The organism is Bradyrhizobium sp. SPXBL-04 (genome assembly GCF_051853035.1).
Classification (GTDB): Bacteria; Pseudomonadota; Alphaproteobacteria; order Rhizobiales; family Xanthobacteraceae; genus Bradyrhizobium; species Bradyrhizobium zhanjiangense.
On sequence record NZ_CP182472.1, the window covers coordinates 2,205,305 to 2,230,863 of the forward strand.

The window sequence follows — 25,559 nt, forward strand, 5'->3', positions numbered from 1 at the left end:
CGGGGACCATGTGAACGGCCGCGAGAACCGCGAGCGTGTCCCCGCGCGGCAAAAGCTTCTGAAGCTGCTCGTATCGGCCACGTAGAACGGTCCTGAGTTTCGTCAGTTCGGAGGCGTTGATCCTGGGCGATAACAGGCTCGCATAATCGATCATGATGTTCAGCGCGGTGCCGGCGGCATGAAGACGGTCGGAGGATCGGCTTCAGCTCCGCTTCGAGGGCGGCTCGGCGCCTGCTCACATCGTCGAGGTGGGTGAGCGTTGCAGCGAGTTGATCCTTGAAGACATCGGGCTCGAATGGCCTGTCGCAGACCGGGCAAGCCGTTCCATCGTAGAGGTCCAGTGGCGACTGCAGAAGCGCTTCGCGCGACAGGCTGGTGAGGCTGTCTCCTTGCCGAGTTCGGCCGCATTGGTATGGGCGGTCGAGCAGGCCTGTTTGAACGCGTCGGCCTTGAGCGCCTGGAGTGCTTCCCTCAGCCAGCCAAGGTCGGCATTGGCTTGTGTCTTCGGCACGCGCCCTGGCCCCCTGTGGTGGTCGCGGTCAGCCCATCTTTCAGCGACGTGTTGGCGTCGAGCTCCGGCAGAGGGGCCCAGCCCAAGAATTGCACGATGCGGATTGACCGCATCGAGGACCGACTTCCTGGTGAGCTGGGCAGTGTCGAGCGCTGCAAGAAGATTCGTGATTGCGTCCTTCTCGTTCGAGGCCAGCAAGCTCCTTGGTTGAGGGGTTGGCGATCTTCTGCAGGACGGCGCGGAGCTTCTCAACGTCGTCGAGACGACTGTACCTCCTTCGCTGCCCTGGCTCGGAGAGGACATAGCGGATCAGTTCGCGGCGTGAGAGCACGAATTCAGGGTAGATTGATCCTCTCGAACGTCGCGACGACATCCTTGTCAGCAGGCGTGATTTCCGGCGCGCTCGCCGATTTCAGGGATCGCCGTATCCGGACCTTCATGTTGCCCAGCCCGGGGATAGTGACGTGGACTGTCATGGATGCAGCCTCTGGCTTGTTGCGACGGTCGACGTGCGGGCCCTGCGCTTTGACAGAAAGGCCCCCGGTCCCGGCGCCGGCGAGGCGAGAAATGTTGCCGGTCAGAGCGAACTCGATCGCGTCGACAACGCCGCTCTTGCCGGTCCCATTCGGTCCGCATGCAGCGAAGTTCTGGCCCTTGAACTCGAGGGTCAGGTCACGAATGACGCGAAATTCCTTAATATATATTGTCTCGATCCGGATCATGTCGCATCCGGAAACAGGGCGGCTCGTATGGCGGGTTCGTGGAGCACGCCCTCTTCAAGTACAGCCTTGCGGAGACCCGACGCCACCGAGGCCTTCCTCCTTCTCCAGAACATCGAAGAACGAATGGCGGCGGCGACGGACTGGGCGGCTCAGCCGCCTCGATTTTATCTTCCGTGGTGTCCAAGCTGTTTACCCCCCTGCGCACCAAGCGCGATGATTATGGTCGCCAATCGGCTGCGATTCCCAGTACGGCTCGAATCAGATTTGCGCTTCATGGCGAATGAGCCCGGCATGCACGGGTTCCGTTGATCTCCGCCAAAGGGTATTCGCCGCTCCATGGCGGCCTATCGCGTCGGCCGGCTGCGGTGCGCTTCGGCGTCAGCGCAATCCGCCGGGGCGAAGTGCCAATTAATTCTGGAAGCTTTGGGGGCGACGCCGGACATCATGCCGAACTGCGGCACCAGTTGAAGAACGATGGCGTAAACGCTCAGTGTATCTACCTCGTGAATACGAATAGGACCAACATTGAGTCGATCTCCACGTCGCTCTCGATTTGACGAATTCGCTTCGCGATGTTCTAATTAAACCCGCGATGGCACCAGATGGCGCGGGCATTAGTGAAGTTCTGGGAACGCGTTCTCATTATTTCCGGCGTGTGATCAGCCCGACGACGTGTCGCCTTTAATGAAGGTATCTCGCGGGCACGGCGTCTCGGAAATCCGACCACTGTCTTTGACCTGAACGCGTCACCTCGCAGCCGATCTCTCATGGTGCGTCCATACCGCAGCCGGCACGGCGCGCGTCTGGCCGCCGTCATCGAAATCTCAGCTCGTCGGACGGCAGCTCGGCGGACGAAGACACTTGCTGCCTTATGCGCGCAGCGGGCGAGGTCCGGCTCCGGATGGAGATTCCGCGCGCGGCCTTCAATATCCCGCCGACGGCGCTGCATGGCAGGGAAAATGCTCGTGCGCCATTGCAGTACAGGCTCGCTGTAGCGCTCATTGACTATCAGTTCAGGATTGCCACTTAGCGCGAACCAGACGCAGGGACAATGCCCGGCCCGGGAAGCAGCTCGTTCGTACGGTTCGGACGAATTTGGCGCGCGGCTGGAACAAGGTTGAAAACGCGCCAAAGATGCCAACAAGATCGCTCATCATCTGGAGACCAGCGGCTATCATGTCCTGCACGAGGGCGGCCTTGAGCTTGACAGACCTTCTGATCGGGCAATCACACCGTTGTACTTCGTGAGCTGTAGAGCCATTCGATGTCGAGAAGAAATCGTGTAAGAGTAAGACGCGTATTGCGACGTGCCTACGTGGCGGCTGTGTTGCGTGCCGTTTCAGGAACTCAGCAGGCGCAACGGGGAACGTATCGGCAAGGCGACCTATGATTTTGATGCCGACGTTACGTACCTTTTCAAGGTTGCTCAAATAGCTCCTGCTGATCTCGGCCTTAAAGCTAGGTTCGATTTGGGACCATCTCCTCGCGTTGCGCAGACGGCCCAAACTAGTGACGAATGTCTCCCGCAAATGCACGCGGGCCAGGAAGCGATTTGTTCGAGATACTGCACCCTCGATATATTTCACAAAACGTCATCCCATGCGTACTGAGAACCAAAACTGCTCAATCTGCTGCGCAAGATTATCCGGCGGAAATCACCTCGGAAACCAGCATTGAAGGGCTACGATAGCCAGAGCCAATGGATTGAGAGCAAGACCTGTATTGGGATTGATCTAGCTTAGCGCCCTGTTTTAGGGCCCTTTCGGGAGCTCAGCAGCCCAACGTCGAGCTTATCGGCAAGGCGACCTATGATTTTGATGCTGACGCAGTACGCGCCCTTTTGAGCTTGCTCAGATAACTCCGGCTGATCCAAGCCTCATAGGCAAGTTCGTCTTGGGACGATCCCCTCACATTGCGCATACCACGCAAATTGCCGGCGAATGTCTCCCACAAATCCATGCGGGAAAGGACGAACGCTTGCTCGATATATCACACCCCGATATACTTCACAAAGTGCCGCTCATGCACGCTGTCATGGAAACCGCATCGGTCTCCCGTCCGTTCGCAGGACTATGCAGACCACCACCCGATCCTGTCGTCATTGATGCTGCTCCGGTTAATTCGATGCCCATGGTCTATGACGAACCCCTGACGTATTGCCGAGTTCTCGATCCGGAAAACCACCGGCGTCGGCCGGGGAAGAGCTTGCTCGGACCGTGCTGCATATCGGTCCAGATCCCGGGCCCGTGCGCGCCGCGAACGGCCGCTATCTGTTTGGTGGGCGCCACATGGAAGGACAACCGACCTTGCTGCGGCTTTCGTGGCGGTCGAATTGGTCTCGTGGCGTTCGAAGCCGAGAACGAAGTTCTTACCGCCGGCTGGACCGACCAGCCAGATCGTCGGCCGGCGAGCACGGAACGGGGGCGTCCGCCAGACCACAAGCGTCAATGCCAGCTGGTTGGCAACAGGCGCTTACACCGGCCCAAACGGAGCCATCGTGATCGAGGCAAACGGCGGGCCGGCACCGCCAGGATGTCCGATAGCAGCCTCCGATCGACGATCTGCAGGAAAGGTTTCCGCAAGCCGCGACAATCCGGCTGGTGCCAAGATGCCGTGAATACCGCTACCATCGCGCGGATTTATCAAGGTTTTTCGGTTTCGTAGGAGTTCCAGGCGTGCCACCCGATTCCATGATTGCAGATCTGGCGCCGAGTGCGCCCGAGCTCACGTCGTACGACGAGCAGCACGCCGTCACTTATATGCGCCTTCTCGATGCCGAAGCTGACAATGCTGATTGGCGCGAAGTCGCGCGCATTGTTCTTGGCTTCGATCCGACCGTTGATCCGAATCGCGCACGCCGTGCGTTCGAAAGTCATCTGGCTCGCGCCAAGTGGGCTGCGCGTCACGGCTATCGTGATCTCTTGCGCCGGGGGTGGCCCAAAAGCGAAGAGTGAAGGGTGAAGCCGACGCGACCTTCTTTCCCATCGCACAAGCAGATCATTCCATCGCGAAAGCGCATCAGTAGCGGAGACCTGCACGCGCACGACTAGAAACCGTCACAATTGTCGGTCTGCAATGCGTGCGCATCGAAACATGCGGGGAAATGAGCGTGATGCCGGGTGCCGATTGGAGATCAGAAGGCGCATACCGTGAAGTCAGACAAGCAGAAACTGCCGACATAGCCTGGGAGTGGCTTCGCCGCGACCACGACTATCAGAAGGCCTTCACGGCTCTGGCCGGAAGCGAACTATCCAGCGCGGCGAGCGATGACTTTCGACGAAAGTGGGGGCTGACGTTTTGCAGCCGATCCGAAAAAGGCGTTCGACAAGCAAGCCGTTTTCTGGGCGCCTGAGACGCTGTCGACCGTGCTAGCCGTTCGCACGGCCATCTGTTCGGCGAACTCCGGATCATATGAGCTTGATTTCGCCACACTGGCAGGCGGGAATCTTCGGCATGCACCAGATGGATGGCATGGCATCGTCCTGCTCGGAGGTGTGCAGCATCGCCTTTGGTTTAAGGAGCTTCCGTCGAGCGTCTCATTGGCTACAGTCGACCTACCGCTCGACCGCGAGTTCGACATCCGCTTGCAGGCAGCAGATCGATTTTTGCTGGCGCTCGAGCAGCGCCCTCTCGGGCCGCCCCCTCTTGCTCTATCGCCTCAAGCCCGTCTTCGCCTCGTCCTCGCTCTGCGTGCGCTGGATGGATGGCTGGAAGGGAATAGCTATCGCAAAATCGCGGAAGGCCTGTTTGGCAAAGCTCGCATCCCGGATCGAGGCTGGAAAACACACGATCTGCGCAGCCGGACCATTCGTCTGGTTCAGAAGGGGCTGCTTCTCATGCGGGGCGGTTATCGCCACTTGCTTCGTCACAAGGCAAAAGACAACGACGACACCTCCTGAGTTCTTGACGGGCGGGCTGCCCGACATTGGGTTGTGCTTAGGCGCAATTCACGGCCCGAGCCTGCTGTGCTGCTCCGGCCGGCCTGAACGAGGCGGCAATACATTGCGCCTTCACCCGACGATCAAGGCTACGGCGCTGTCTAGCGGACCTGTCGATGCACATATCGCGGCCTCCCTCTGACAGCAATCGCCGAACGACGCATCGGTCGGCCGATATCACGGTCGCGCTCTTTGGGCGGCTTTAGCTGGCGGCCGATCGCCGTGGTTTCGATGCGGCATTCGCGGTTTGCAGTTTGTATCACGCCGAGATCGAGCCGCACGAGACGGAGCGCGCCGGAAAGCGTGCTCCCTCGTCCTCCGGATAGCGCGCAATTGCTCAGATGCTGATCCTGACGGGCTCATCTACCGGTCTTTGTCTTTCGCGACTGGCTTCAAGCCAACGCGATCCCTGTCAAACGATGGCTCGGCAGATGCTGGTGTCGCCCCCGCCCGCGGTCGCTTTCGATATCGCCATCAAGGTCTTCGCGACCATTCCCACGAAACCGGGCCGCTCCTGCTTTCGAGCCCCGTTCTCAGCAAGGCCCGTTATGATGGGCAGACCTGAACTAGCAAAGGCTACGGAGACCAAGAAAATGGATTGGGAGTACGACATGTGTTGGGCTGGGTCCATCTAGCGACCTCTCTTTGTGGGCCGCTTCAAGAATTCAGCCGGCTCGACGTCGAGCTTGTCAGCAAGGCGGCCTATGATCTTTATGCTGACGTAGTACTCGCCTTTTTCAAGCTGGCTCAAATAGCTCCGACTTATCTTTGCTTCCAAGGCAAGCTCGTCTTGCGACCATCTCCTGGCATTGCGCAGACGGCGCAAATTGGTGGCGAATGTCTCCCGCAAGTCCATGCGGGAGAGGATGCCGGTTGCTCGGTATACTGCACCTCGATATACCAGACAAAGTGACGTCGCATGCGCGTTGTGAACGGAAACTACGTCGATCGCGCATTCGAGAGAGCATGCTGAGCACGCCCCGCGACCCTGTCATTGCTCGTTTTGGTCCGGGTAATATCCAATGCTCTCGCCTCCTGACGAGAAACATCCGATAATGTTGGCTGATGCTTGATGCCGGCGTGCGGGCGCCGACTGCGCGAAAGTTGCTCGGATGTATCCATCCAGATCGCGGGCAAGCGTGATCGCGAAGCGCTGTCAGCGAGTCGACTGCAAAAACCGGATGGTCCGGCCAAAGCTGCCGCGGCGTGCATCGCGGTCGCTGCCAAATCCGTTGGTTGAAGCTCGTACGTGAGAACACGGTGCTCAACTGGCCGGCGCTTACCTCAATAAGTAAAAAGCGGACCGGATAGGAAGCTTCGCGGCCAAGACCATTCGATGCCGGTCAATCGATGTTCTGGCAGGAAATGTCGTGGAGGCCGCAAGGTTCCCTTCGAAGGTGCCCTGAATGAGGTTAGCAGCGTTGCCGCGAAGAAGATGCATTTTAGTCGGACGCGAGCAGTGCCACCAGCTTGTGCTATTTCGGATTCACCTTGGAAGCTGTCGCTGTCGTTTGAGCTACCGTGGTCTACACTGGATCACTGGATCCGATGACCAGGTTCCGACATGGTCCAAACGATATCAGGCCGCCTCCGGGATTGCTGCCTTCTTACAGAGCCGTGCTACCCATCGGCAAAAGGCGCGAGCGATTTCGGGATTAGCGCTGCGGTCGACCGCATAGGCCCGATACTGCATGCCGCTGGGAGTTCGCGATCCTGGTATCACGTTCAGGATACCCCCGCGCACGAGATCGCTGACGATGATTTCAGGCGCCACCAACAGGCATTTTCCCGTTATGACGGCCGGCAGCGCAAGATAATTGTGATCATATCGCGCTCCCGACTTTATATCCTTCGAGGCCAAGTTCATCGCCCTCAGCCATGTGGGCAATACGTCGGGTCGGGACGTGATGTTGAGAACCGGCATCGAGCGAACAATCGAGAGTGTTTTTCCCGCGACATGATTTGGAGATCCGACACATACGAGTGTCTCATTGTAAATCTCCCAATCATCGGCTGGTTCAATGACGGAAAGATCACGAGTAATCAAGATGTCGAAATCGTCGGAGGACGTCGGCGGCGACAATGAACTGATCACGTCGACGATTACGCCGCCCATCTCGGCAGAGAACGCCTGGAGATTTGGAATAAGAAAGGAGTACGCGAAAGTGGAAAGCGACGTGCGGACCACGATCCGATTGGCGTCCGGTCGATTGCGGCGCCGCATCCTCTTTGCGGTAAAACACACCGTATCAAGCGGTTCGGCTACGGTGTTGACAAACAGCCGTCCGAATTCCGTCAGTTCGCTGCGCCGGCCTTTCCTTTCCACGAGGTCCGTACCAAAGTAATCCTGCAATACCGAGAGATAGCGGCTGACCGAGCTCTGTGTCGCTCCCAAGACGCGAGCTGCGCGTGTTACGCTGCCTTCTCGCGCGATGGTCACGAACACCCTGATTGCATTGAGGGGCACGTCATCGTGCTCGGCAGGCATGTTCTGCTCCGGTAGAGCCTTGAATGTCCGCTAGTAACGCGTCAGGCTTTGCCAAAAGGGAATGCTTCATCACATTAATCGATGTACGTTGTCGGATTACTGCTGATCAACGGCATTTTGAGCGCAAGATCGGCGGTCTTTAGTACGATACGTACGGTCCAGTTTGCGATTTCATGATCGTGGACGGCTTTCCGAGGAGGCGCCGCGAAGGGGACGCAATTACATGACGACGGTCGAGCAGCCCACGTTCCTCTCGATAACTTGGACTGTCCGCAAGATCAGGACAGCGCCGAGCCTCGATCAAGCGGCTGAATTCGTGTAAGATTTCGCTGGCTCAGGTGGAACACGCGCAGCGTTCAAAGGAAGCGAGCTTCAGCAGCCTTGACTTCATGGATATTCAAGGCCGAAGGCCTGCTGACCTGCCTCATCCTGGACCTGGTGCGGTTTGAGCCGCACCTGCGCACCATGGTGCAATTGCGTACGCTCTCGAGCGACCGCCGGAGAACCTCAGGGAGCTGCCTACGCACCATCGCCAGCGCGGGCGCGCCCGCGGCCGAGAACTGGCTGGCAGTTTCCTCGCGATGCGAGGTAGCGAGGAACATCGCAGCATGCTGTCCAGCGCGGAGGCCACCCGCCGCTGGTCCCGGCAATCCCGGCGAGATCAGCACCGCCTCCACCTTCCAGCTCCCCGAGCTGGTGAGCGAAGTCTCCACCATCTACCTGATAGTCGACGAGAAGAAACTCACGGTTTACGCCGGCTTCCTGCGCGTCCTGGTGGGTTGCGTCATTAACGCCTTAACGCGCGTCAAAGCAGCTACCGAGCCCCAAGTACAAGGTACTCCTGCTGCTCGAAGAGGCGGCTGCCTTGGGAAGCCTTGAGCCGCTCGAGCGCGGAGTAGGGTACCTGCGCGCCTATTGTATCGCCGCTATCCGGTGCTCGCCTCAAAGATCAACTATCGCGCGTGGCGGCATTGGCGCTGGTGGAAAAGGTACGATGGTTGGCCGGCATTGACCAATGATGCCGTTCCCGCGACAGCCCGGCGCGACTGTGATCTGCAACTAGGGCTTTGAAACAGAGACCTCCAGCGGGCCGACCTTAAAGCCAGCCTTTCCTTCGGTGGAAACGATGATCGGGGGGAACCCCTCGCATTTTAGTTCGTATTCAGCCACTAGATCCGGGCCTTCCGATGATTTGGATTCCTTCCCCTCGGACTTCTTCGGCTTCACGCAAATCTGTGGCTCGACTTCACAGCTTCGATGGCGCTTTGCCCCCTCGGGATCGGCGTTCTTTGCGGGCTCGCGCGGTGGAGGTGGTGTAGGTGGGGGCGGAGCATCTGGCGACGGCGCTACGGCAGCCTGCTGGAGCAGCCGGGAGGCAAGCTCAAAAGCCGCAGCGGACGACTCTGACTGCAAGGCCAGGTAAAGGGCGACGAATTCGTCCCTGTCGGGAAGGACCAAGAACATCTTCCCGCCGAGAAGGTCTGCCTGTTCCTTTGTCAGAGATTGAGGGGTCTCGGCTTTCCTTATGGCGTCGTGCACGCACTTTTGCAGATTACCTGCCATCAGGTAGCACTCGCAGACATGAACGTTGATGATGCCCTTGCCCGCGAGCTTGTGTATCTGGTCGACGGGAGCAAGCAGTCGAAAGGACTTGATCGATACCTCCGATATATCCAGAGAGCATGACGTGCCCTGGGTTAGGATCGCGTACTTCGTTGGGCCGGCTGCGAGAGCGTGGCTGGGTAGCAAAGTGACTAGGAAGCTCAGAACAGCGTACATCAAAGCCTTGTGCCTCATGATCTCCTCCCGTCAATGAACTCACGTTTGAACTTGCTTGTGGCCCCACTCCCAGAGGGCCTAATATCTTCAGAGATTATAAGTCAACGTCTTGAACGCTCGCAATCTCGGGTCCACGATAAGTTGCTGCGCTCCAAGATACCATCGACTTGCTATTTGGCCCCGTGTCATCGCGGGCGCAAACGACCTCCTATGTGAAGGTGCGTGAGATCCTGGCGCCAGCATCGGAAGCGGTTTGACCGTCTGGCGAACGAGCTGGTTGAACCGAGCAGCTCGAAGAACAACGGTCAAGCTCCGTGATGAGCCAGTGGATTTGTGGCTCGCTGACGGGCGTGAAGGGTGTGCCCACGAGGCCGAGGCGCGATCCGCCGCTCCTGCCTCCAAGCGGTTCAGAGTCGCGGATGCACGCGGCGTAGTAGGCACGCCGGGTCTTCAGACGTGCGATGTATTTCTGCGTTTCCGCGGCGAGTCCGAAGCTTCCTGCGTTCTGCTGTAGGCGAGCGCTATTGAAATCTGCCCGCTCCCGTCCAGCCCTTTGCAGCGCGACGACGCACATGACGCTTGTCTTTCATCAGCTCGCGGCCGACACACGCTGAGCGTGGTAAAAGAAACGTTCGTGCTAACATCGTGCTAAGGGTTCGGGGGCTCCGTCAATCGCCTAACATAATGATTTGTCGGGAGAATTCATCTTAGCCGTTGGATGGTAAGAATTTTTAAGTCTGAAGATCCCCTCCATGGCTGGATGTCCTCGTGGACGTTCTGGACAGCACGGTCGGCAATGATTTGCCACGAAGTCCTCTGCATGGCCGAGGCGTGATCGCGGATACCGTAATTGTCCCAGATCACTCTGCGCATACATCGCGCTTGTCCCGACGAGCTTGGCACTGGGATGGGGTAAGCGTTTTTCGGCAAGGTCAAAGAACCGCGCCGATCCGGTCCAAGCGCGCGGACGGCTCTCGATTTCGCAAGATTGCGAGCGGACCGATCGGGTCGGCCCCAGCTTCCCTGTAGGCTTCGGACCGGTGCGGAACTTCTGCTTCCCAACACCCGCATCCCTCGGAGACCCATAGTCCATCGCATATTCGAAAGTTTGCATCGACTTATTCGATCAACGTCATTTCGCCGTAGCAGTTCGGGTTTCTAAGGTCGCGCACATTCAGATTTGCCTAGACCAGACTCATGCCGATCTCGAAGTCACGGCAGTAACATCCTTGATCCAAACTGAAGTTGAATTCCGAGGCAGTGATGATCCGTTACGATCTGACGCGACGACAAGCACTCACCGGCGCTCTTTCCGCCAGCATGTTGGCCAGCACGGGCCTTGGGGCTGTCGAGAACGATTTCAGGAAGCTGCCGCGTCGTCGGCTAACGGTCGGCATGTCCGGATTTCCTCGCGCATTCGACCCAGTCATCGCCACCGACACTGCCATTCGCCGGATCATGCCACAGCTTTTCGATACGCTTATCACCGTCGATCACGGCAGGGACATGACGTTGCGGCCCTGTTTGGCCGAGAGGTGGGAACGGATCGATGCGCAGTCGCTGCGATTGCTTTGCGCAGGGACGTAACCTTCCATGACGGAGCTCCGCTGACCGCCGAAGACGTGGCCTTCAGCTTGGGTCCCGACCATCTGCTGGGACCTGGGCGCAGCGGAATGTCAGAGGCCTTGCAGTCGCTCGACCGCCTCGAGAAGATCGAGATCGTTGATCCCTACACCGTCGTCGTGCATGCGAAGGGCGGCGATGCGCTCCTCGAGCAGCGGCTCGCGGCCTGGGGATCGGAGATCGTCAGCAAGCGCGCCTTCACGGCCGCGGGCTCGTGGGAGCGCTGGATGACCACTCCTGTCGGAAGCGGGCCGTACAAGCTGGTGGATCACAAGCTCGACATCCATGTCACTTTGGCCGCGCACAATGCCTATTGGGGTGGACGACCGGCATTCGAAGGCATCGAGTATCGGATCCTTTCCGAACTCTCCGCGCGCGTGAACGGCCTACTCGCCGGCGAGCTCGATATCATCACCGACATTCCGCCGGATCAGTTCGAGGGCATAAAGAAGCGCGCCGATCTGGAAGTCGTTGGTGGCGCCGTGCAGAATATCCGCTCGCTCGTCCTCGATCAGACCGATCCGGTCCTGAAGGATGTACGCGTTCGCCGCGCCATCAGCCTCGCGCTCGATCGCAGGCTGATCGTGGAGAGTCTATGGGAGAATCGGCTTCCGATCCCGAACGGCTACCAGCTGCCGAGCTATGGCGAAAGCTATATCCAAGACTTCCCGGCGCTTGCCTATGACCCCGACAAAGCCAAGGAGCTGCTCGCGGCGGCGCGCTACAATGGAGAGCAGATCACGTATCGTCTGCTCAACAACTACTATCCAAATCAAGTCTCCACCGCGCAGATCATGATCGAGATGTGGCGTGCTGTCGGCCTGAACGTCAAAATCCAGATGATGGAAAATTTCGCGCAAGTTCAGGGTCAGCCGGTGCGGGCCATATTCGATACCTCCAACACAGCGCTCTTTCTCGATCATCTCGGTCATCCCTGGCGTGAATACGGTCCCAGCGGCTCGCTGCCAAAGTCGATCGGGGTCTGGCACAACGAGGAATATTTCTCCCTGGGCGCGAAGCTTCAGGATACCGTCCAGCCCGATCAGCGGCGATCGATCATCCGTCGCATGCTCGAGATCATCAACGAGGTCGATCCACCTTGCGTTATCCTGCACGTGTCGGGACAGTTCTACGGCAAGCGCCGCGACGTGCCGTGGTTGCCAGGGCTGACGCTCGATCTCGATTTCGGGCCGCGCAACAAAGCCCTGATCCGGACCTGATCGTCATGATCGGCCGCTCAAATCTGCGATCCTGCGATGGCAACCCCAGCTTGGCGGCCTGCCTTAACCGAGTAGCGTCGTGATCATTTCGCAAGGCACCACGATCGCTGCCGGCAATCCTGCGACCCTGTTTGCGCGGGCGATCCGACGCGACGACTGCGCTCTTCCCGGGGCGGGGAAGCCGCGGCGCATATGTAGCGGCGCAGTTCCGACCGTTGCCGTCGATCTGAAAGGGCAGCGGCAGGTGTCAGATCCCTTCATGACGGGCAGCGAGGCCAAGGCGCTGGCCGCTGGAACTGCGGTGCCGTCGCGTGAGATCAGCGCGAGTGCGAGACAATCCGAATCGCATGCAGCTATCGGCGCGATGCAGCCTGGCGAGGGCTCTCGCCATCGGGCTGAGCGACGCCGACAAAGTCCGGCGCATGGACGCACGCTTCGTGGAGTCGGTCTGCGGGTAGGGGCCCTTGCGACCGGTACACGAGCTGCCGCGGAGTTTCTCGGCGCGGTCAGCGATGCGATCGCGTTGTTCCATCCCCGGGGCCGGGAGGATGCCGCTCGCAGTGAACCGAAGGGGCCGCGATGATACGCCAAGCACAGAGACCTCAAATAGAGCCGGTTCTCGAGATCACCGATCTTCGTGTGGCGTTCGACGATGTGCCAATGCTGCGGGGAATCGATCTCACGCTCGCCCGCGGCGAGTCGCTCGGCATGGTTGGCGAAAGCGGTTGCGGCAAGTCCGTGACGTGGCTTGCGGCGCTGGGACTTTTGACGCGGCGCGCCCGGATAACGGGCAGCGTATGTTTGGCCGGCGAGGAGCTCCTCCATGCTTCGGCCTCCCGCCTCGACAAGGTGCGCGGCGGTCGAATCGCGATGATCTTTCAGGATCCGGCGAGCGCGCTCAACCCGGTACACACGGTAGGCGATCAGATCGTCGAAGCCCTGCGGCTCCATCGCGGCATGGACCGGCACAGCGCGTTGGCCGAAGCGCGGCGTCTGCTGGACCAGGTTGGCGTTCCAGACGCGGCGCGCCGGCTCAAAGCCTATCCGCACGAGTTCTCCGGTGGGCAGAGCCAGCGGGTCATGATCGCCATGGCACTTGCGGGGGAGCCTGACGTCTTGATCGCTGATGAGCCTACCACCGCGTTGGATGTCACCATTCAAGCGCAGATCCTTGACCTTCTGCAGCAGATCCAGCGGGAAACAGGCATGGCGCTAGTCCTGATCTCGCACGATCTTGGCGTCGTCGGCGAGATGTGCGAACGCATCCTGGTCCTTTACGCGGGGCACATCGTCGAGGAGCTGCCCGCCCACCGTCTCTTTGATCAGCCTGTTCATCCCTATACGCGAGGTCTTCTCGCGGCGCTTCCCGACCTGGAGGCACCACGGAGCCGTTTGCCGGCCATTCGTGGTGTCGTTCCAAACGCGGCCGAGTTGCCGCCAGGCTGCCCGTTCGCTCCCCGCTGTGATCTGCGGATCGAACGCTGCGGTGAATGGGTGACCGAGCTCGCTCCGCTCCGTGGCGAGGTCCGACATAGGGCTGCCTGTTTGCGTGCCGTCGGGGAACCCTCTGCGGGCGAGATCGTGGCCGCATGAGGAGGACCACTCCACCGCTTCTCCAAGCCGACAGGCTCGTCCGCCACTATCAATTGCGAGAGGGCCTGTTCCAACGGCCAGCGAAGGTATACGCCATCAATGAGCTCTCTCTGGCCTTGGCTCGCGGCGAAACGCTCGGACTAGTTGGCGAATCTGGCTGCGGTAAGTCCACGGCGGGCCGGCTCCTGATCGGCTTGGAACGGCCTGACTCTGGCGTGGTCAGCTTCGACGGCGAAGCTTTACCTCCCATTGGCCATGCTCCATGGCGGCGTCTCAGGATGCGAATCCAAATGGTCTTTCAGGATCCGCTAGGCGCGCTCGATCCTCGGTCGACGATAGGGGCGCAGATCGCCGAACCGCTCGACATTCATCGCCTCGGCAGCGAGTCCGAGCGTGAGGATCGGGTCGATGCGCTTCTCGCCGATGTCGGGCTCGGGAGCGACCACATCAAGCGCTTTCCGCATGAGCTTTCAGGCGGCCAGCGCCAAAGAGCCGTGTTGGCCCGTGCGCTCGCGACCGATCCAGATCTCCTCGTTTGCGATGAACCCATATCGGCTCTCGATGTCTCCATTCAGGCGCAAGTCATCAACCTCTTACATGACCTTCAGGAGCGTCGCCGCATGGCGATGATCTTTATCAGCCATGATCTGCGCGTGGTCCGGCAGATCTGCGACCGTATTGCCGTCATGTATCTCGGTGCCATCGTCGAAGAAGGCTTGTCCGACGCGGTTCTGCTGGATCCTTTGCACCCCTATTCGCGAGCACTCGTTTCCGCGGTGCCGACGCCCGGACGCCATCGCGAACGCACGATCCTTCAGGGAGATCCGCCCAATCCGGCTGCGCGGCCGAGCGGCTGCGCATTCCATCCCCGCTGTCCTGCCACCCGCCCGGTCTGCGTGCGGTTCGCGCCAGAGCTCAGATCCGTCCCTGACGGGCGCCGCGTCGCCTGCCATCTCGTCGGCGATGGTGCCGAGCGCGGAGGCGAGGGGTGATGGCTCGCTTCATCGCGGTCCGCTTGGTGCGCGCGGTGCTCACCATCACGATGGTGGTCACATTCGCGTTCGTGGTGCTGCGAGCCTCTGGCGATCCCGCCCGGGCGCTTTTATCGCCCGAGACCCCCGCCGCGGCGGTCGAGGCTTTCCGAAAATCATGGGGCCTCGATGCGTCGCTCTGGGTCCAATACGTCAGATATCTGGGTGCCGTCGCCCACGGAGATCTCGGCCAATCAATGCGTGACGGGCGGGCCGCCATCACGGTCGTTGCCGAGCGCATTCCTGTCACGCTGATGCTGACGATGCCTGCTCTCGTCCTGAATCTTTGCCTCGGCATCCCCGCCGGCATCTACGCAGCCCTGAAACGCGATAGTCTGGCGGACCGAATGGTGATGACGGTGGCGGTTCTTGGGTTCACCGTGCCGTCTTTCGTGCTCGGCCTCGTTCTCGTCCTGGTCTTCGCCGTCGAGCTCCCCTGGTTTCCTTCGGGTGGTGCCGGCAGTTGGCCCCACATGGTGCTGCCCGTCCTTACGCTCGGTCTTTCTGGCGCGGCCGTTCTGGCTCGCTTCACCCGCAGCGCCATGCTTGAGGTGCTTGGGCAGCCCTATATCCGGACCGGCAGCGCGAAGGGGGTGCCATGGCGAAGCGTCGTGACGGGGCACGCCTTGCCGAACGCCGCCATAGCCCTGTTGACCATCATAGGTTTCATGGTTGGTAACCTTGTCGCAGGAACCGTGCTCGTCGAAAGCGTCTTTTCATGGCCAGGCATTGGCAGCCTGCTCATCGTGTCGGTCGCAAGCCGGGATCTGGCCGTCGTCCAGTGCATCATGCTCGTGGTGGCGGCCGCCATGATCACCACCAACGTCACTGTCGATTTGCTCTATGGCGTCCTCGATCCGCGCCTGCGCGATTCACCTTCGGCCGGAGGCGCATAATTGTCCCACGTTTCCGCAGAACGGGTCCTGCCGTCTTCGAGGAGGGGCAAGCGGTGGCGCAATCGCGCGATCGGAGCGGCAGTCGTCTGGCTCGCCCTCATGCTTGCCGTCGTACTCTTGGCTGATCGAATCGCTCCTTATGATTATGCAACCCTCGACCTTCGTCATCGTCTCGCTCCACCGCTCGGATTCGGCGGGAGCTTCGCGCATCCCTTCGGTTCGGATGAGCTCGGCCGCGACGTGCTGGCGCGTCTCGTCATGTCGATCCGCGTGAGCCTTCTCATCGCCTTCGAAGCTACGCTGATCGGGGCCGCCCTCGGGACCACGCTTGGCGTGCTCGCCGCTCATTTCCGCGGCTATGTCGAACAGGTCATCCTCGCATGCGTCGATTTCCAGGCAAGCATGCCATTTCTCATTCTGGCGCTCGCCGTTCTCGCGTTCTTCGGAAATTCTCTGTTCCTCTTCGTGGCGCTCGTCGGCCTCCACGGCTGGGAACGCTACGCCCGCATCACGCGCGCGCTCGCCATGAGCTCGAATGCGCAAGTCTATGTGATCGCGGTACGCCAACTTGGCGCCGGACCATGGCGCGTCTATTTGCGACACATCCTGCCGAACATCGCGTCGACCCTGATAGTGACCATGACGCTCGCCTTTCCGGACATCATCCTGCTCGAAAGCGGTCTCAGCTTTCTAGGCCTTGGCGTGCAGCCGCCGCTTACGTCCCTCGGCAATATGGTCGGCTACGGTCGTGACTATCTGGCGCGGGCGCCTTGGATACTCGTCCTTCCCTCGCTCGTCATTTCGCTCACGACATTATCGATGTCGCTCCTCGGCGATTGGCTGCGCGACCGGATCGACAAAACATTGTCTTGAGGTCTGCGCGACCGTGCCAATCAGCCCGTGGCAAAGCGAGCGATCGTCCGCGTCAGTGCGAAAAGATCGTCGTCGCCTGTGATCCGATTCAGAACTGCCTCACCCACGCTTTGCGGTGGGCGCAAGCGGCTGGCCAGAGAAAGGGCTGGCGCTCTTGCCTGGGTACACGAACGAAGTCGATCGCGCGGCTGATGCTAGCGGTCGCCTGAGCGATGATTGGCTCTCTGCCGCTCACTGGGACGTTTCACTGCGGATGAGCCCAGCAGGGAACTCAGCGCCAGTCCTCCAGCCAATCGAGGCATGGCGCAAACGCGATCTAGTTCGAGCAGACCGATCCTTTCGCCGTGACGGCGAGCGCGCCGCGAAGCTAGACTTGCTTTGACCGCAAATGCATCGTGGTGCAGCTGCCCGCCAGAAATCTCTGAACGGTGTTGCGTCACAAGAACGATTTGAGAATGCGCTGCCACTCATTGCTAAGCGCGATCGATAACACGGGCAAACGACGATTTGATGGATCATCTCGCTGCGGCGGCTCGTGATTGGTCCAACGGTGAGAGTTCGATCGCGGTTTGGATCCAGTCCATCATCAAATCGGAAGCGCCCCATCGCATTATTTGATGTCTGTCACTGGATGTTTGCGCCCCGACGTTACTGCCTCGCCCGCACAGGTTCTGACCCGAAGGATAGAGGCAATGACATTCCTAAAGATGAGTTCGGAGTTATTTCGAATGATCAAGTGGGTTCTACTGATATCAGCGACAGGCTTGATCGCATCGGGTGCGGCAAAAGCTGCGGACCTTCCCGTCAAAGCCAAGCCGATCGAATATGTGAGGGCTTGCGCGCTGTATGGCGCCGGCTTCTATTATGTCCCTGGCACGGACAATTGCATCAAGTTGGGTGGTTATCTACGCGTCGACTTGATCGCAAACAGTAACAGCGATTTTGATCCTGCTGCCAATGGCGTGGCAGGGGCGCGGAACCGCTTGAGCAACTCCTACACCTGGCGCTCTCGTGAAAGCTTGAGTGTCGACACGCGCACTAAAACCGAGTATGGCGTGGTCCGCACTTTCTTCCAAGGCGTCTTCAGCTGGACTTCGGGCGGCTATGCTGGCGCAGGTGCAGGCGATGCCGGCGGTGCAACGACCTATACGGCAGCTGTGCCCGGAGGACAGGGCACTGGCGCGATCGCACAAGGATCGCTCGGTGTCTATTCGGCGTTCATCCAGTTCGCTGGCTTTACCGTGGGTAAAGCCGTCTCTCAATTTTCCGCACCTTGGACCAATTATCCGGCGAACGAGTTTGATGATCTACCCGGCGGCGGCGGCTGGGTGACCGGCGTGAACCAGGTAACCTATACCGCTGATTTCGGCCAAGGAATTACGGCTTCCTTTTCCGCCCAGGATCAAGTTGCCTATGGCACCACCAACATCTGGAACATAAGCGGTGCGACGGCCGCCGGTCTTGCCACAGGAGCGTACGGCGTCAATGACATCGGCGGTTCGCGCTCGCCGGATCTCATCGTGATGACTCGCGTCGATCAGAGCTGGAGTCTCTTCCAGGCCTCACTTGCTGCACATGACAACCATGCGGCTCTTTATGGCATCGACGAGACGACCGGCCATCCTGGTGACAAGTGGGGCTGGGCTGCTCAGTTGGCCTTGTCTCTAAAGAACATTCCGACTGGCGTCGGCGACACCATCAATTTGTCCGGCGCCTACACGACTGGTGCGACTCGCTACAATTTCAACGACCTGATGCCGACTACTTACGCCATGTATGGCGGTAGCGGGTTGACGGCCGCCTATCAGAGCGTCGGCTTGGCCGGCCTATCCGACTCCGTGTTCGTTGCGGGCGCCGGCCAAGAGCTGACAACGACCTACGGGTTCCATGGCGGTTACACGCATAACTGGGATCCACGCTGGAATACGGGTTTCTACGGCGGGTGGGCCGCCGTTCGGTATTCAAGAACGGCCAAAGGGTATATCTGCGGCGCGTTCATCGCGAACCTGTCGCTTTCAAGCGGTCTTTCCGGCTGCAATCCCGACTTCAACTATGGGGTTGTTGGCGTCGTCACGCGGTGGACACCACTCAAGAACCTGACTTTTTCCGTTGACTTGGCCTACACCATGCTTGACCAAAAATACGCGAGCGGGAGCACGGTTACGTTGCCAACCCAGTCGGCGATCGCCAAACCGGCTGCTGTCTACGAGTTGAAAGACCAGAGCACGCTGACCCTGCTCCTCCGAGCTCAGCGCAACTGGTGAGATCGAAGCCGGCGAAAGAAGAAAAACAAGCCGGCTCTATGAATCCAGGTCAACCTCCAAGGAGGCCTCCGACGTGCCCGTCGGGGGCCTTTTCCGTTCTGGATTCGACACGCGGTCTTTAAAGCTAACGGCCTCAACGACTCTCGAGCGTGTTGCGCGGTGCGATGAAGGATTGAAGACAAGCGGCAAAAGCTTCTTTTCAGGCATCGGACGCGGCGCAGTGATAATCGGCTGCACCTTGCGCCGATAGCCTAGCTCTCCAACTCCGAGTGGCGGCGCCGCACAAGTCAAGGCGACAAGCCTCGGTTCAAGGCGACGTGGCCCGTCAACGTGGGAACGCGCTTTCCTCCTTGATCTGCTCCAGTCGGCGCTGAGCCAGGGTACCTCCAGGCGAACGATCTCTCTAAGCCGTCACTATCGACAAGCGCGGCCCTTCCGTTGATTAGCCCGAGATGACGGTGCACATCAAGAGGAGCTGATATCATGTCGGCCTTCGGACGTTGTCGGAGCCGCGACACGTCCGATTTGAGCGAACCTCCTTCATCAAGCCCTCTCGCTTGGCACAAACCTTGAACAGGGAAGCCGCGCTAGAAGGATCGCAGCGATGGCCGCATGGCAATCATTCTTCAGATCGCCGTATGGTCCAGTTGCCCAATCGAAGATGCCAGCCATTGCGCGCAGATTCCTTGCGCTCAGAGCTGCGCTGAAAAGATCGAACGCGCTGGCAGGCCCAGGTAGGTCCAAGCCGATTGCGCGATCAGCTTCTGTGACGTGCACGCGCACCAAGGCTGCGCGTCAGTTCGCATCACAAAGAGGCCTGCCGAATTCAGGCGGGACGAGATGTCTTGCGGGAAAACGCGGTCGTTCGTTTGGCGACACAAGCAGGGCTGCTCGATTTCCATGTACAAGTTGACCAAAACAAAGCTGGTATCGGCTTCTCGGCACCATCCGACGAGAGGTGAGGCCCACCGTCAATTCGCCAAAGAGCTCGCCGAAACAGCGAAACTTGCCTTGCCGATGGTGCTGACGCAGGTCGGGCAGATCGCGATGATGACGACTGATATCGCTTTCGTCGGACGGATCAGCGCTGAGGCGCTGGCCGCAGCCGCCCTTGCGGGCCGGTTCTATCTAATCAGCCTCACGCTTGGCGCGGGCCTAATGTCAGCCATAGCGCCTCTGGCGGCGCAGGCGTTTGGGGCTAATAATCTAAGTATAGTACGACGGGCGCTGCGCATGGGCCTATGGACGGCGATGATCCTTTCCGTTCCGATCATGGCGAGTGCGCTGCAGGGAGAGCGAATACTGCTTGCTCTTGGTCAGGACCCGGGCGTGGCGCGGCTCGCCCAGCAGTATCTGTGCGGATTGGCGTGGGGCGCAGCGCCCGCGCTGTGGTTTCTGGCCATCCGCGGTTTCATGGGCTCCGTCAATCGGCCGCAGCCGGTATTCTGGATTACGATGGCGGCCATCCCGCTCAACGCACTGCTGGTTTAGACGCTCACTTATGGAAAGTTTGGACTGCCCCAGTTCGGGATATTCGGGGCCGGTCTTTCGACCGCGCTGGTCAACTGCGGCACGTTTTTGGCAAGTGCCTATTTCGCTGCAAAGCGTCAGCCGTTTCGTGACTACCACGTTTTTGCGCATCTATGGCGCTTCGATTGGCCTGTCCTGCGGCAGCTGATCGCGACCGGATACCCGATCTCAATCGCATCCTTGATCGAGTCGGGGCTATTTTGGGCCACGTCGCTTCTGGCAGGCGTGATCAGCACGAACGCGCTCGCCGCTCATCAGATCGCGGTTCAGGTCGCCGCGATCCTGTACATGATCTATTTCGGCGTCGGCATGGCAGCGGCGGTGCGCGTCGGCCATGCGGTCGGTCGCAACGACCCTGCCGGCATCAACCGGGCAAATCTGGCCGCAATGCTGGTCGGTATCGCCATCGCCGCGACGCTGACGCTTGCGGTGATCGCCGCCCGTTTCGAGATCGCCGAGCTGTTTCTCGTTGGATCGGCCGATGATGCGAATGCGACGATCAGCCTTACCGCAAGGCTTCTCCTGGTCGGCGCAATCCTCTTTGTCACCGATGCCGCGCCGTGCGTTGCGACAGGGAGCCTGCGCGGACTTAAGGACACGCGGATGCCACTTCTGTTCGCCGCTATCGCTTGGTGGCTGATCGGCCTTTCGCTCAGCTACCTTCTTGGTCTGAAGATCGGACTTGGCGCCGTTGGCATCTGGATTGGCTTGTCAAGCGGGACGAGCGTCTATGCGGCGTTGCTGGTCCTGCGGTTTCAGTACCTGGCAACGCGCGCTTGCTGCCACCGTTGAAGATTTCGGTTTCATGAGCGGCTGGGCGAACTTTACATTGGATGGAAATTGCCGCGCATCGGTCGCCGTCAACGACGTGCACCTTCAAGGAGATCCGTGCCCGACGCAACAACGCAAATTTCGATCGAAGATTCAAAAAAAGCGATGATCAAATTGGCTAGCCTGTTTAAGGGCGAGTAACTTCGGCGTGCTTTATTCATAATTCGCGAGCTTTCAGCCTCGTCCTTCTGCTCTGGAGCGCATGTTATGGGGCTCAGCGGCCCGCGGCACGATCAAGACGTCGGTGCGATCATGCTTAGTCAGAGCAAACCGATTTCGATACATGTGCGAACCTGCAATCTGCGCACTCCACGACGGAGCACGAGATGGCGCTGAATGTCGTATTCGATCAGCCGTCGATCAGGCCGGCGTAGCATTGGCTGATGAGAGTGGCTCGCGCTCACCACGATCCTGGCCGTTTTATGGCCGGCGCGGCAACCAGTCGACATGTGGTTCGCCGGTGCAGGACAGTGCCTCAATCTGGCGGAAAACACGACCACTTCCCGCTGCGTCCCAGCTAGCAAGGCTTGCATCGTGTCCGATCGATCGACCCGAAATCGGGTTCTCATTGTGCTGTTTGATGGGCTTAGGCCCGATCTCGTCAATTCGTCATTGACACCGAACCTTGTAAGGCTTCAGCACCGGGGCGCGATGTTGGCGCAGCAGCGCACGGTCTATCCCAGCGAGACACGAATCGCCCTGACAAGCCTCGTCACGGGAACGACGCCAGATCGCCACGGCATCGTCGGGAACGAGTATTTCGACCGACTATCCCCTACGCCACGGCATGTCGATACGGGTGAGGCGCACACGATCGAGGATCTTGATGCCGCGAGCGGCGGTCATTTGCTCGGCGTGCCCTCGCTCGGCGAGATTCTTCAGGCGAACGACAAGACGTTGTCAGTTCTTGCGTCGAACTCGGCCGGTGCAACCCGCCTGCTGAACCATAAGGCTCGAAAGCTTGGCCAAGTGACGCTCTCGGGCCACTTCCCTCAAGTCGCGTCCTCGACCGAAATGCTCGAGCGGGTCGAGGCCCTGCTCGGACCGACGCCTGCGCCGCCCCCGTCGGGCACACCGGATCTGCCCGCTCAATCCTTTCTAACCTCCGCTTTCCTGGACGTGATCTGGCCCCAACTTCGCCCTGACGTCGCGATCCTCTCCTTCGGCGAGCCAGATATTTCGTCGCACGATCACGGTGTCGGCGCGCCGAAGACGCTGGAGGCGATCGGCTTTGTCGACCGGCAGTTCGGTCGAGTGCTGGATTGGTGGGAAAGCGAAGGCGAATCCGAAGGGGTGCATCTGATCGCCATGTCCGATCATGGCCACGTGACGGTCCACGCGCGGGCCGATCTTATCGAGACACTCGAGGCGGCCGGACTGCGCTGCGGCCCCGCAACGGCGCCAGGGATCGACGCTATCGTCATGCCAGGGCAGGTCGGAGCAATTTACCTGGCCGAGCCTTCAGACCTTCTTATCCGCCAGGTCGTCGCAGCGATGAGCAGGCGGCCATGGTGCGGACCGATTTTCACAGCCGGTCGCGGCGAGGTCGATGGCATCGCACCAGGCAGCTTCGCCCGCCAGCTTGTCTTCACCGATCATGCTCGTTCGGCGGACATCCTGTTTTCGTTCCGGGCCGACGACGGTCCAGATTCATTTGGTCTTTGTGGCCGCAGCTGGAGTGCAAGCTGGCCGATTGGCGTCGGCGTGCATGGCGGATTGCATGCCAAGGAGATGTCGTCGCTCGGCATCTTGGCGGGACCGCTGATCAAGGGGGGCTTCGTCTCGCAAGTCCCCTCGAGTATTTGCGACCTTGCGCCGACGGTGCTCGGTCTGCTTGGCATCTCTCCGCCATCTACCATGACCGGCCGTACCCTTGCTGAGGTCTTTAGCGAGGGCGCAAAGGAGTTGCCTGGAATGACCGAGGCCGTCCACGAAACACGCGATGGCGCATACCGGCAGCGCCTCCGTCGCGTGCGGGTGGGTGCGGCCGTGTATCTCGATGCCTCCGATGTTCTATGAAGAGCTGCCCTCCCATAAGCAAATGTTTGAGCGTCGAAGGAATCAAGAATAGAGCGAGGTATTCGGTCCGCGATTCTCACGGGCCTTGTCTAGTCTGATCGTTATCGATAGCCGGTCTTAATTCCAAACCGCTACGATCGAAGGCTAACAACCTCTCGCGACGACGAACGCCCTTTTCGGCGCCCTTCGCTCGGGCGGGGATACGGCTGTCCATGGGGGCACTTCAATCTCGGGGGAAAGAGCATCGCAAGCTTGGGCGCATGGTTCTCGCTCTCCTTCAGCAGATCCGCATCGAGCTACAGGCGGCCCGACCGCTCCTTGCTCTTCCATGAGCACTGCTCCATCTCCGCCGAATAGAGGCCGATTTTACCACGTGCAGATTCCTTTTAGCGCTGCGACCAAGAGCTGATTGTCTTCGGCAGTACGGCTTGCAATACGCAAGAACCGTTTGCCATTTTGAAGGGTTTTGCCGCCGTTGTGCCGGATCAAAATGCGTCTATCCTTCAGAAGTTTCGACGCGATCACATCCCCGTCCGGCCAACGAGATGGCAGTTCGCAAAATACGAAATTTGCATCGGGCTTGAGAACTCTCATCCCGTCGATGCCGAGCAAATTTTTGTATAGTCTCTCCCTATCGCTGCGCACCCTCGCCCAAGACTCATTTGCCTCGTGCGTAAGGTGCGGAAGCTTGCTCAGAAAGAACTCGGCACACGTATTGACGTTCCAAGGGGGCAGAGCCGCTCTAATTTGATTGATCAGTTGTCTATTCGCAGATGCCGCGTATCCGATCCGCAAACCGCACGTTCCGTAAATCTTGCCCAGGCTTTTCAGAATGATCACGTTGGGAAATTCGAAGAGATGAGTTTCAAGACTCGCGCTGTGTCCGGCCTCGCTGAATTCGATGAACGACTCGTCGAGTAGCAGGAGTTGTTGTCGATCTCGGAGCGCCGAAGCGAGACACAGCAGATCCTCGCATCGAACCATTCGCGAGGTAGGATTGTTCGGCGATATCACCACCACACCGCTCACTTCATTCGCTCGCGCGAAAGCCGCGTAATGGCGCACGTCGAGTTCGAAATCGGGCGGCGGAAGAATAAAACGGTACAAGCGTCCCGGCAGGGCAGTCGTTTCATAGGGATTGAAGGATGGGACCGGGACCGCGATCTTCATGCCCATTCGACCAAGGAGGACGGGGAGCAGCTCAGCCACGCCATTGCAAACAGCGAGATTGTGTGCCGGGATTTTCACGACGTCGGCAACGAGCTCGACCATCTGCCCGTGAGGGGAGGGATAGCAGGCAATCAGCCTCGGCAAAGCGTCTTTGAGTTCGTCAAGGAACGATCGCGGCGGAAAGTAGGGATTGACCAGAAGGACGAAGTCTTTGATGTCATGCTTCCAATAGCCGCCTGGGAAGCGATTGACGAGGTCAGAGTCGTCGTCGGACTTGGGATTCACGTCGACTTGGGCGGTGCTCGTCATGGGACCCTTCGTTGTCAACTACATAAGCGGGGTTCATTGCGCGCCGCCCCGGTCTTGAAGGACCGACCCGGCGCCTGCTCTTGCTCAATAAACACCTGCTCCGCGTTGGTGCCCTGGCCGAGTCGGTCTGTCTGCTCAGTGTTCAGGCTATTCAAAGGAACGACTGGCTAAAGCTGCCGAGGATGCGACGGCGAAGACGCTGATCGTCGCGTACGCCGCCGCATTCGGTGATGGCACGCGAATGGACGCCACGTGAGCGACGGCCAGAAGCAAGAAGCAGGTGTTGACGACACCGGAAAATGCTTCGGCGGGAATGAGAGGCTGGACAAGGAATAAGAGCGCCAGCAGCGGCACATCGTAAGACAAGGGGAGCCCCAGGAAGCGCCCATCGGACGACCTGCCGAAATTGGCAAAGTAGCTGAGCCTGACTGCCCCGGCTACCAGTAACGCTGTCGCGGTCGCAAGGGCAAGAAGCGAGAGCTGGCTGAGTTGTATCACGATGACCGCGGGCAAAACGGCCCCGTAGACAATGTCTGCGAACCCGTCGAGGCTCTTTCCCATTTTCGCAACGTCTGGGTCGCGATCTTTCGTGCGACCTGCCACGACCCCGTCCAGGTGATCCGACAGAACGGCCCAGAGCGCGGCGGCTACGGAAAGCTCGAGGCGCTCGGAAAGAGCGAGAAACAAACTCGCGGAGGAAAAAAGAAGACCGACGGTCGTGATGACGTTCGCTGGATCCCAAAGATATTTGAGCATCGGACT

At 59.6% G+C, this 25,559-nt stretch carries 20 protein-coding genes and 1 pseudogene; 13 read left to right on the forward strand and 8 right to left on the reverse strand.

The window, feature by feature from the left end; genetic code table 11:
• Window positions 1-235: 235 nt before the first annotated feature.
• The 3 genes from ACNJX8_RS10185 to ACNJX8_RS10195 form a co-directional block, all read right to left on the reverse strand.
• Entirely contained in the window at window positions 236-709 is a 474-nt protein-coding gene (locus ACNJX8_RS10185; RefSeq protein ID WP_439360485.1) for a hypothetical protein, read from the reverse strand.
• Window positions 710-846: 137 nt separating this feature from the next.
• Window positions 847-1,233, reverse strand: a complete 387-nt coding sequence (locus ACNJX8_RS10190) for an ATP-binding protein (RefSeq protein ID WP_439360486.1) — start codon at window positions 1,231-1,233, stop codon at window positions 847-849.
• A gap of 1,013 nt (window positions 1,234-2,246) precedes the next feature.
• Window positions 2,247-2,819 carry a helix-turn-helix domain-containing protein gene (locus ACNJX8_RS10195; protein ID WP_439360487.1) on the reverse strand — a complete coding sequence of 191 codons (573 nt, stop codon included), beginning with the start codon at window positions 2,817-2,819 and terminating at the stop codon, window positions 2,247-2,249.
• Window positions 2,820-3,923: 1,104 nt separating this feature from the next.
• Here ACNJX8_RS10195 and ACNJX8_RS10200 point away from each other — a divergent pair.
• The 3 genes from ACNJX8_RS10200 to ACNJX8_RS10210 all read left to right on the forward strand — a co-directional run bounded on the left by ACNJX8_RS10200 (window position 3,924) and on the right by ACNJX8_RS10210 (window position 5,132).
• On the forward strand, window positions 3,924-4,187 hold the full coding sequence (locus ACNJX8_RS10200; RefSeq protein ID WP_439361870.1) for a DNA -binding domain-containing protein: 264 nt from the start codon (window positions 3,924-3,926) through the stop codon (window positions 4,185-4,187).
• Between the two features lie 158 nt (window positions 4,188-4,345).
• Entirely contained in the window at window positions 4,346-4,585 is a 240-nt protein-coding gene (locus ACNJX8_RS10205; RefSeq protein WP_439360488.1) for a transcriptional regulator domain-containing protein, read from the forward strand.
• A 187-nt stretch (window positions 4,586-4,772) separates the two neighbouring features.
• Window positions 4,773-5,132 (forward strand): DUF2285 domain-containing protein, encoded by a 360-nt coding sequence (locus ACNJX8_RS10210; RefSeq protein ID WP_439360489.1) that lies wholly within the window; start codon window positions 4,773-4,775, stop codon window positions 5,130-5,132.
• Window positions 5,133-5,802: 670 nt separating this feature from the next.
• Here the strand turns inward: ACNJX8_RS10210 and ACNJX8_RS10215 are convergent.
• Window positions 5,803-6,027, reverse strand: a complete 225-nt coding sequence (locus ACNJX8_RS10215; protein ID WP_439360490.1) for a helix-turn-helix domain-containing protein — start codon at window positions 6,025-6,027, stop codon at window positions 5,803-5,805.
• A 723-nt stretch (window positions 6,028-6,750) separates the two neighbouring features.
• Window positions 6,751-7,659 carry a LysR family transcriptional regulator gene (locus tag ACNJX8_RS10220; protein ID WP_439360491.1) on the reverse strand — a complete coding sequence of 303 codons (909 nt, stop codon included), beginning with the start codon at window positions 7,657-7,659 and terminating at the stop codon, window positions 6,751-6,753.
• A gap of 381 nt (window positions 7,660-8,040) precedes the next feature.
• Between ACNJX8_RS10220 and ACNJX8_RS10225 the strand changes: the two genes are divergently transcribed.
• The gene (locus ACNJX8_RS10225; RefSeq protein WP_439360492.1) at window positions 8,041-8,538 is read left to right on the forward strand and encodes a hypothetical protein; all 498 of its coding nucleotides are present in this window, start codon (window positions 8,041-8,043) and stop codon (window positions 8,536-8,538) included.
• 180 nt (window positions 8,539-8,718) lie between these two features.
• On the opposite strand, the gene ACNJX8_RS10230 is transcribed toward ACNJX8_RS10225, so the two are convergent.
• The gene (locus ACNJX8_RS10230; RefSeq protein ID WP_439360493.1) at window positions 8,719-9,456 is read right to left on the reverse strand and encodes a hypothetical protein; all 738 of its coding nucleotides are present in this window, start codon (window positions 9,454-9,456) and stop codon (window positions 8,719-8,721) included.
• A gap of 1,245 nt (window positions 9,457-10,701) precedes the next feature.
• Between ACNJX8_RS10230 and ACNJX8_RS10235 the strand changes: the two genes are divergently transcribed.
• The 9 genes and pseudogenes from ACNJX8_RS10235 (at window position 10,702) to ACNJX8_RS10275 (ending at window position 23,318) form a co-directional block, all read left to right on the forward strand.
• Window positions 10,702-11,025, forward strand: coding sequence for a hypothetical protein (locus tag ACNJX8_RS10235; protein WP_439410324.1), 324 nt, complete (start codon window positions 10,702-10,704; stop codon window positions 11,023-11,025).
• A 35-nt stretch (window positions 11,026-11,060) separates the two neighbouring features.
• Window positions 11,061-12,281: an ABC transporter substrate-binding protein gene (locus ACNJX8_RS10240; protein WP_439410325.1), complete on the forward strand. Its 1,221-nt coding sequence runs from the start codon at window positions 11,061-11,063 to the stop codon at window positions 12,279-12,281.
• Window positions 12,282-12,887: 606 nt separating this feature from the next.
• Complete coding sequence (locus tag ACNJX8_RS10245; protein WP_439361872.1) at window positions 12,888-13,874, forward strand: ABC transporter ATP-binding protein; 987 nt, start codon at window positions 12,888-12,890, stop codon at window positions 13,872-13,874.
• On the forward strand, window positions 13,871-14,866 hold the full coding sequence (locus tag ACNJX8_RS10250) for an ABC transporter ATP-binding protein (protein ID WP_439360494.1): 996 nt from the start codon (window positions 13,871-13,873) through the stop codon (window positions 14,864-14,866). The genes ACNJX8_RS10245 and ACNJX8_RS10250 overlap by 4 nt, the downstream gene beginning before the upstream one ends.
• Window positions 14,866-15,801 carry an ABC transporter permease gene (locus ACNJX8_RS10255; protein ID WP_439360495.1) on the forward strand — a complete coding sequence of 312 codons (936 nt, stop codon included), beginning with the start codon at window positions 14,866-14,868 and terminating at the stop codon, window positions 15,799-15,801. Before ACNJX8_RS10250 ends, ACNJX8_RS10255 begins: the two co-directional genes overlap by 1 nt.
• Before the next feature lie 99 nt (window positions 15,802-15,900).
• The gene (locus ACNJX8_RS10260; protein ID WP_439360496.1) at window positions 15,901-16,674 is read left to right on the forward strand and encodes an ABC transporter permease; all 774 of its coding nucleotides are present in this window, start codon (window positions 15,901-15,903) and stop codon (window positions 16,672-16,674) included.
• 728 nt (window positions 16,675-17,402) lie between these two features.
• The gene (locus ACNJX8_RS10265) at window positions 17,403-18,938 is read left to right on the forward strand and encodes a porin (protein ID WP_439360497.1); all 1,536 of its coding nucleotides are present in this window, start codon (window positions 17,403-17,405) and stop codon (window positions 18,936-18,938) included.
• A gap of 900 nt (window positions 18,939-19,838) precedes the next feature.
• A pseudogene (locus ACNJX8_RS10270) lies at window positions 19,839-21,260 on the forward strand (MATE family efflux transporter).
• 573 nt (window positions 21,261-21,833) lie between these two features.
• A complete protein-coding gene (locus ACNJX8_RS10275; protein ID WP_439360498.1) occupies window positions 21,834-23,318 on the forward strand; it encodes an alkaline phosphatase family protein in 1,485 nt (494 codons plus the stop codon).
• 366 nt (window positions 23,319-23,684) lie between these two features.
• On the opposite strand, the gene ACNJX8_RS10280 is transcribed toward ACNJX8_RS10275, so the two are convergent.
• Entirely contained in the window at window positions 23,685-24,797 is a 1,113-nt protein-coding gene (locus tag ACNJX8_RS10280) for a pyridoxal phosphate-dependent aminotransferase (RefSeq protein WP_439360499.1), read from the reverse strand.
• Between the two features lie 147 nt (window positions 24,798-24,944).
• The gene (locus ACNJX8_RS10285; RefSeq protein ID WP_439360500.1) at window positions 24,945-25,553 is read right to left on the reverse strand and encodes a CDP-alcohol phosphatidyltransferase family protein; all 609 of its coding nucleotides are present in this window, start codon (window positions 25,551-25,553) and stop codon (window positions 24,945-24,947) included.
• Window positions 25,554-25,559: the final 6 nt, after the last annotated feature.

Excerpts from the sequence above, each read along its gene's own strand:
- ACNJX8_RS10280 (WP_439360499.1), bottom strand. The coding sequence starts at position 24,797 with ATGACGAGCACCGCCCAAGTCGACGTGAATCCCAAGTCCGACGACGAC.
- ACNJX8_RS10220 (WP_439360491.1), bottom strand. The coding sequence starts at position 7,659 with ATGCCTGCCGAGCACGATGACGTGCCCCTCAATGCAATCAGGGTGTTC.
- ACNJX8_RS10250 (WP_439360494.1), top strand. The coding sequence starts at position 13,871 with ATGAGGAGGACCACTCCACCGCTTCTCCAAGCCGACAGGCTCGTCCGC.
- ACNJX8_RS10255 (WP_439360495.1), top strand. The coding sequence starts at position 14,866 with ATGGCTCGCTTCATCGCGGTCCGCTTGGTGCGCGCGGTGCTCACCATC.
- ACNJX8_RS10205 (WP_439360488.1), top strand. The coding sequence starts at position 4,346 with ATGCCGGGTGCCGATTGGAGATCAGAAGGCGCATACCGTGAAGTCAGA.
- ACNJX8_RS10200 (WP_439361870.1), top strand. The coding sequence starts at position 3,924 with ATGATTGCAGATCTGGCGCCGAGTGCGCCCGAGCTCACGTCGTACGAC.
- ACNJX8_RS10260 (WP_439360496.1), top strand. The coding sequence starts at position 15,901 with ATGCTTGCCGTCGTACTCTTGGCTGATCGAATCGCTCCTTATGATTAT.
- ACNJX8_RS10285 (WP_439360500.1), bottom strand. The coding sequence starts at position 25,553 with ATGCTCAAATATCTTTGGGATCCAGCGAACGTCATCACGACCGTCGGT.
- ACNJX8_RS10235 (WP_439410324.1), top strand. The coding sequence starts at position 10,702 with ATGATCCGTTACGATCTGACGCGACGACAAGCACTCACCGGCGCTCTT.
- ACNJX8_RS10215 (WP_439360490.1), bottom strand. The coding sequence starts at position 6,027 with ATGGACTTGCGGGAGACATTCGCCACCAATTTGCGCCGTCTGCGCAAT.
- ACNJX8_RS10230 (WP_439360493.1), bottom strand. The coding sequence starts at position 9,456 with ATGAGGCACAAGGCTTTGATGTACGCTGTTCTGAGCTTCCTAGTCACT.
- ACNJX8_RS10190 (WP_439360486.1), bottom strand. The coding sequence starts at position 1,233 with ATGATCCGGATCGAGACAATATATATTAAGGAATTTCGCGTCATTCGT.
- ACNJX8_RS10265 (WP_439360497.1), top strand. The coding sequence starts at position 17,403 with ATGATCAAGTGGGTTCTACTGATATCAGCGACAGGCTTGATCGCATCG.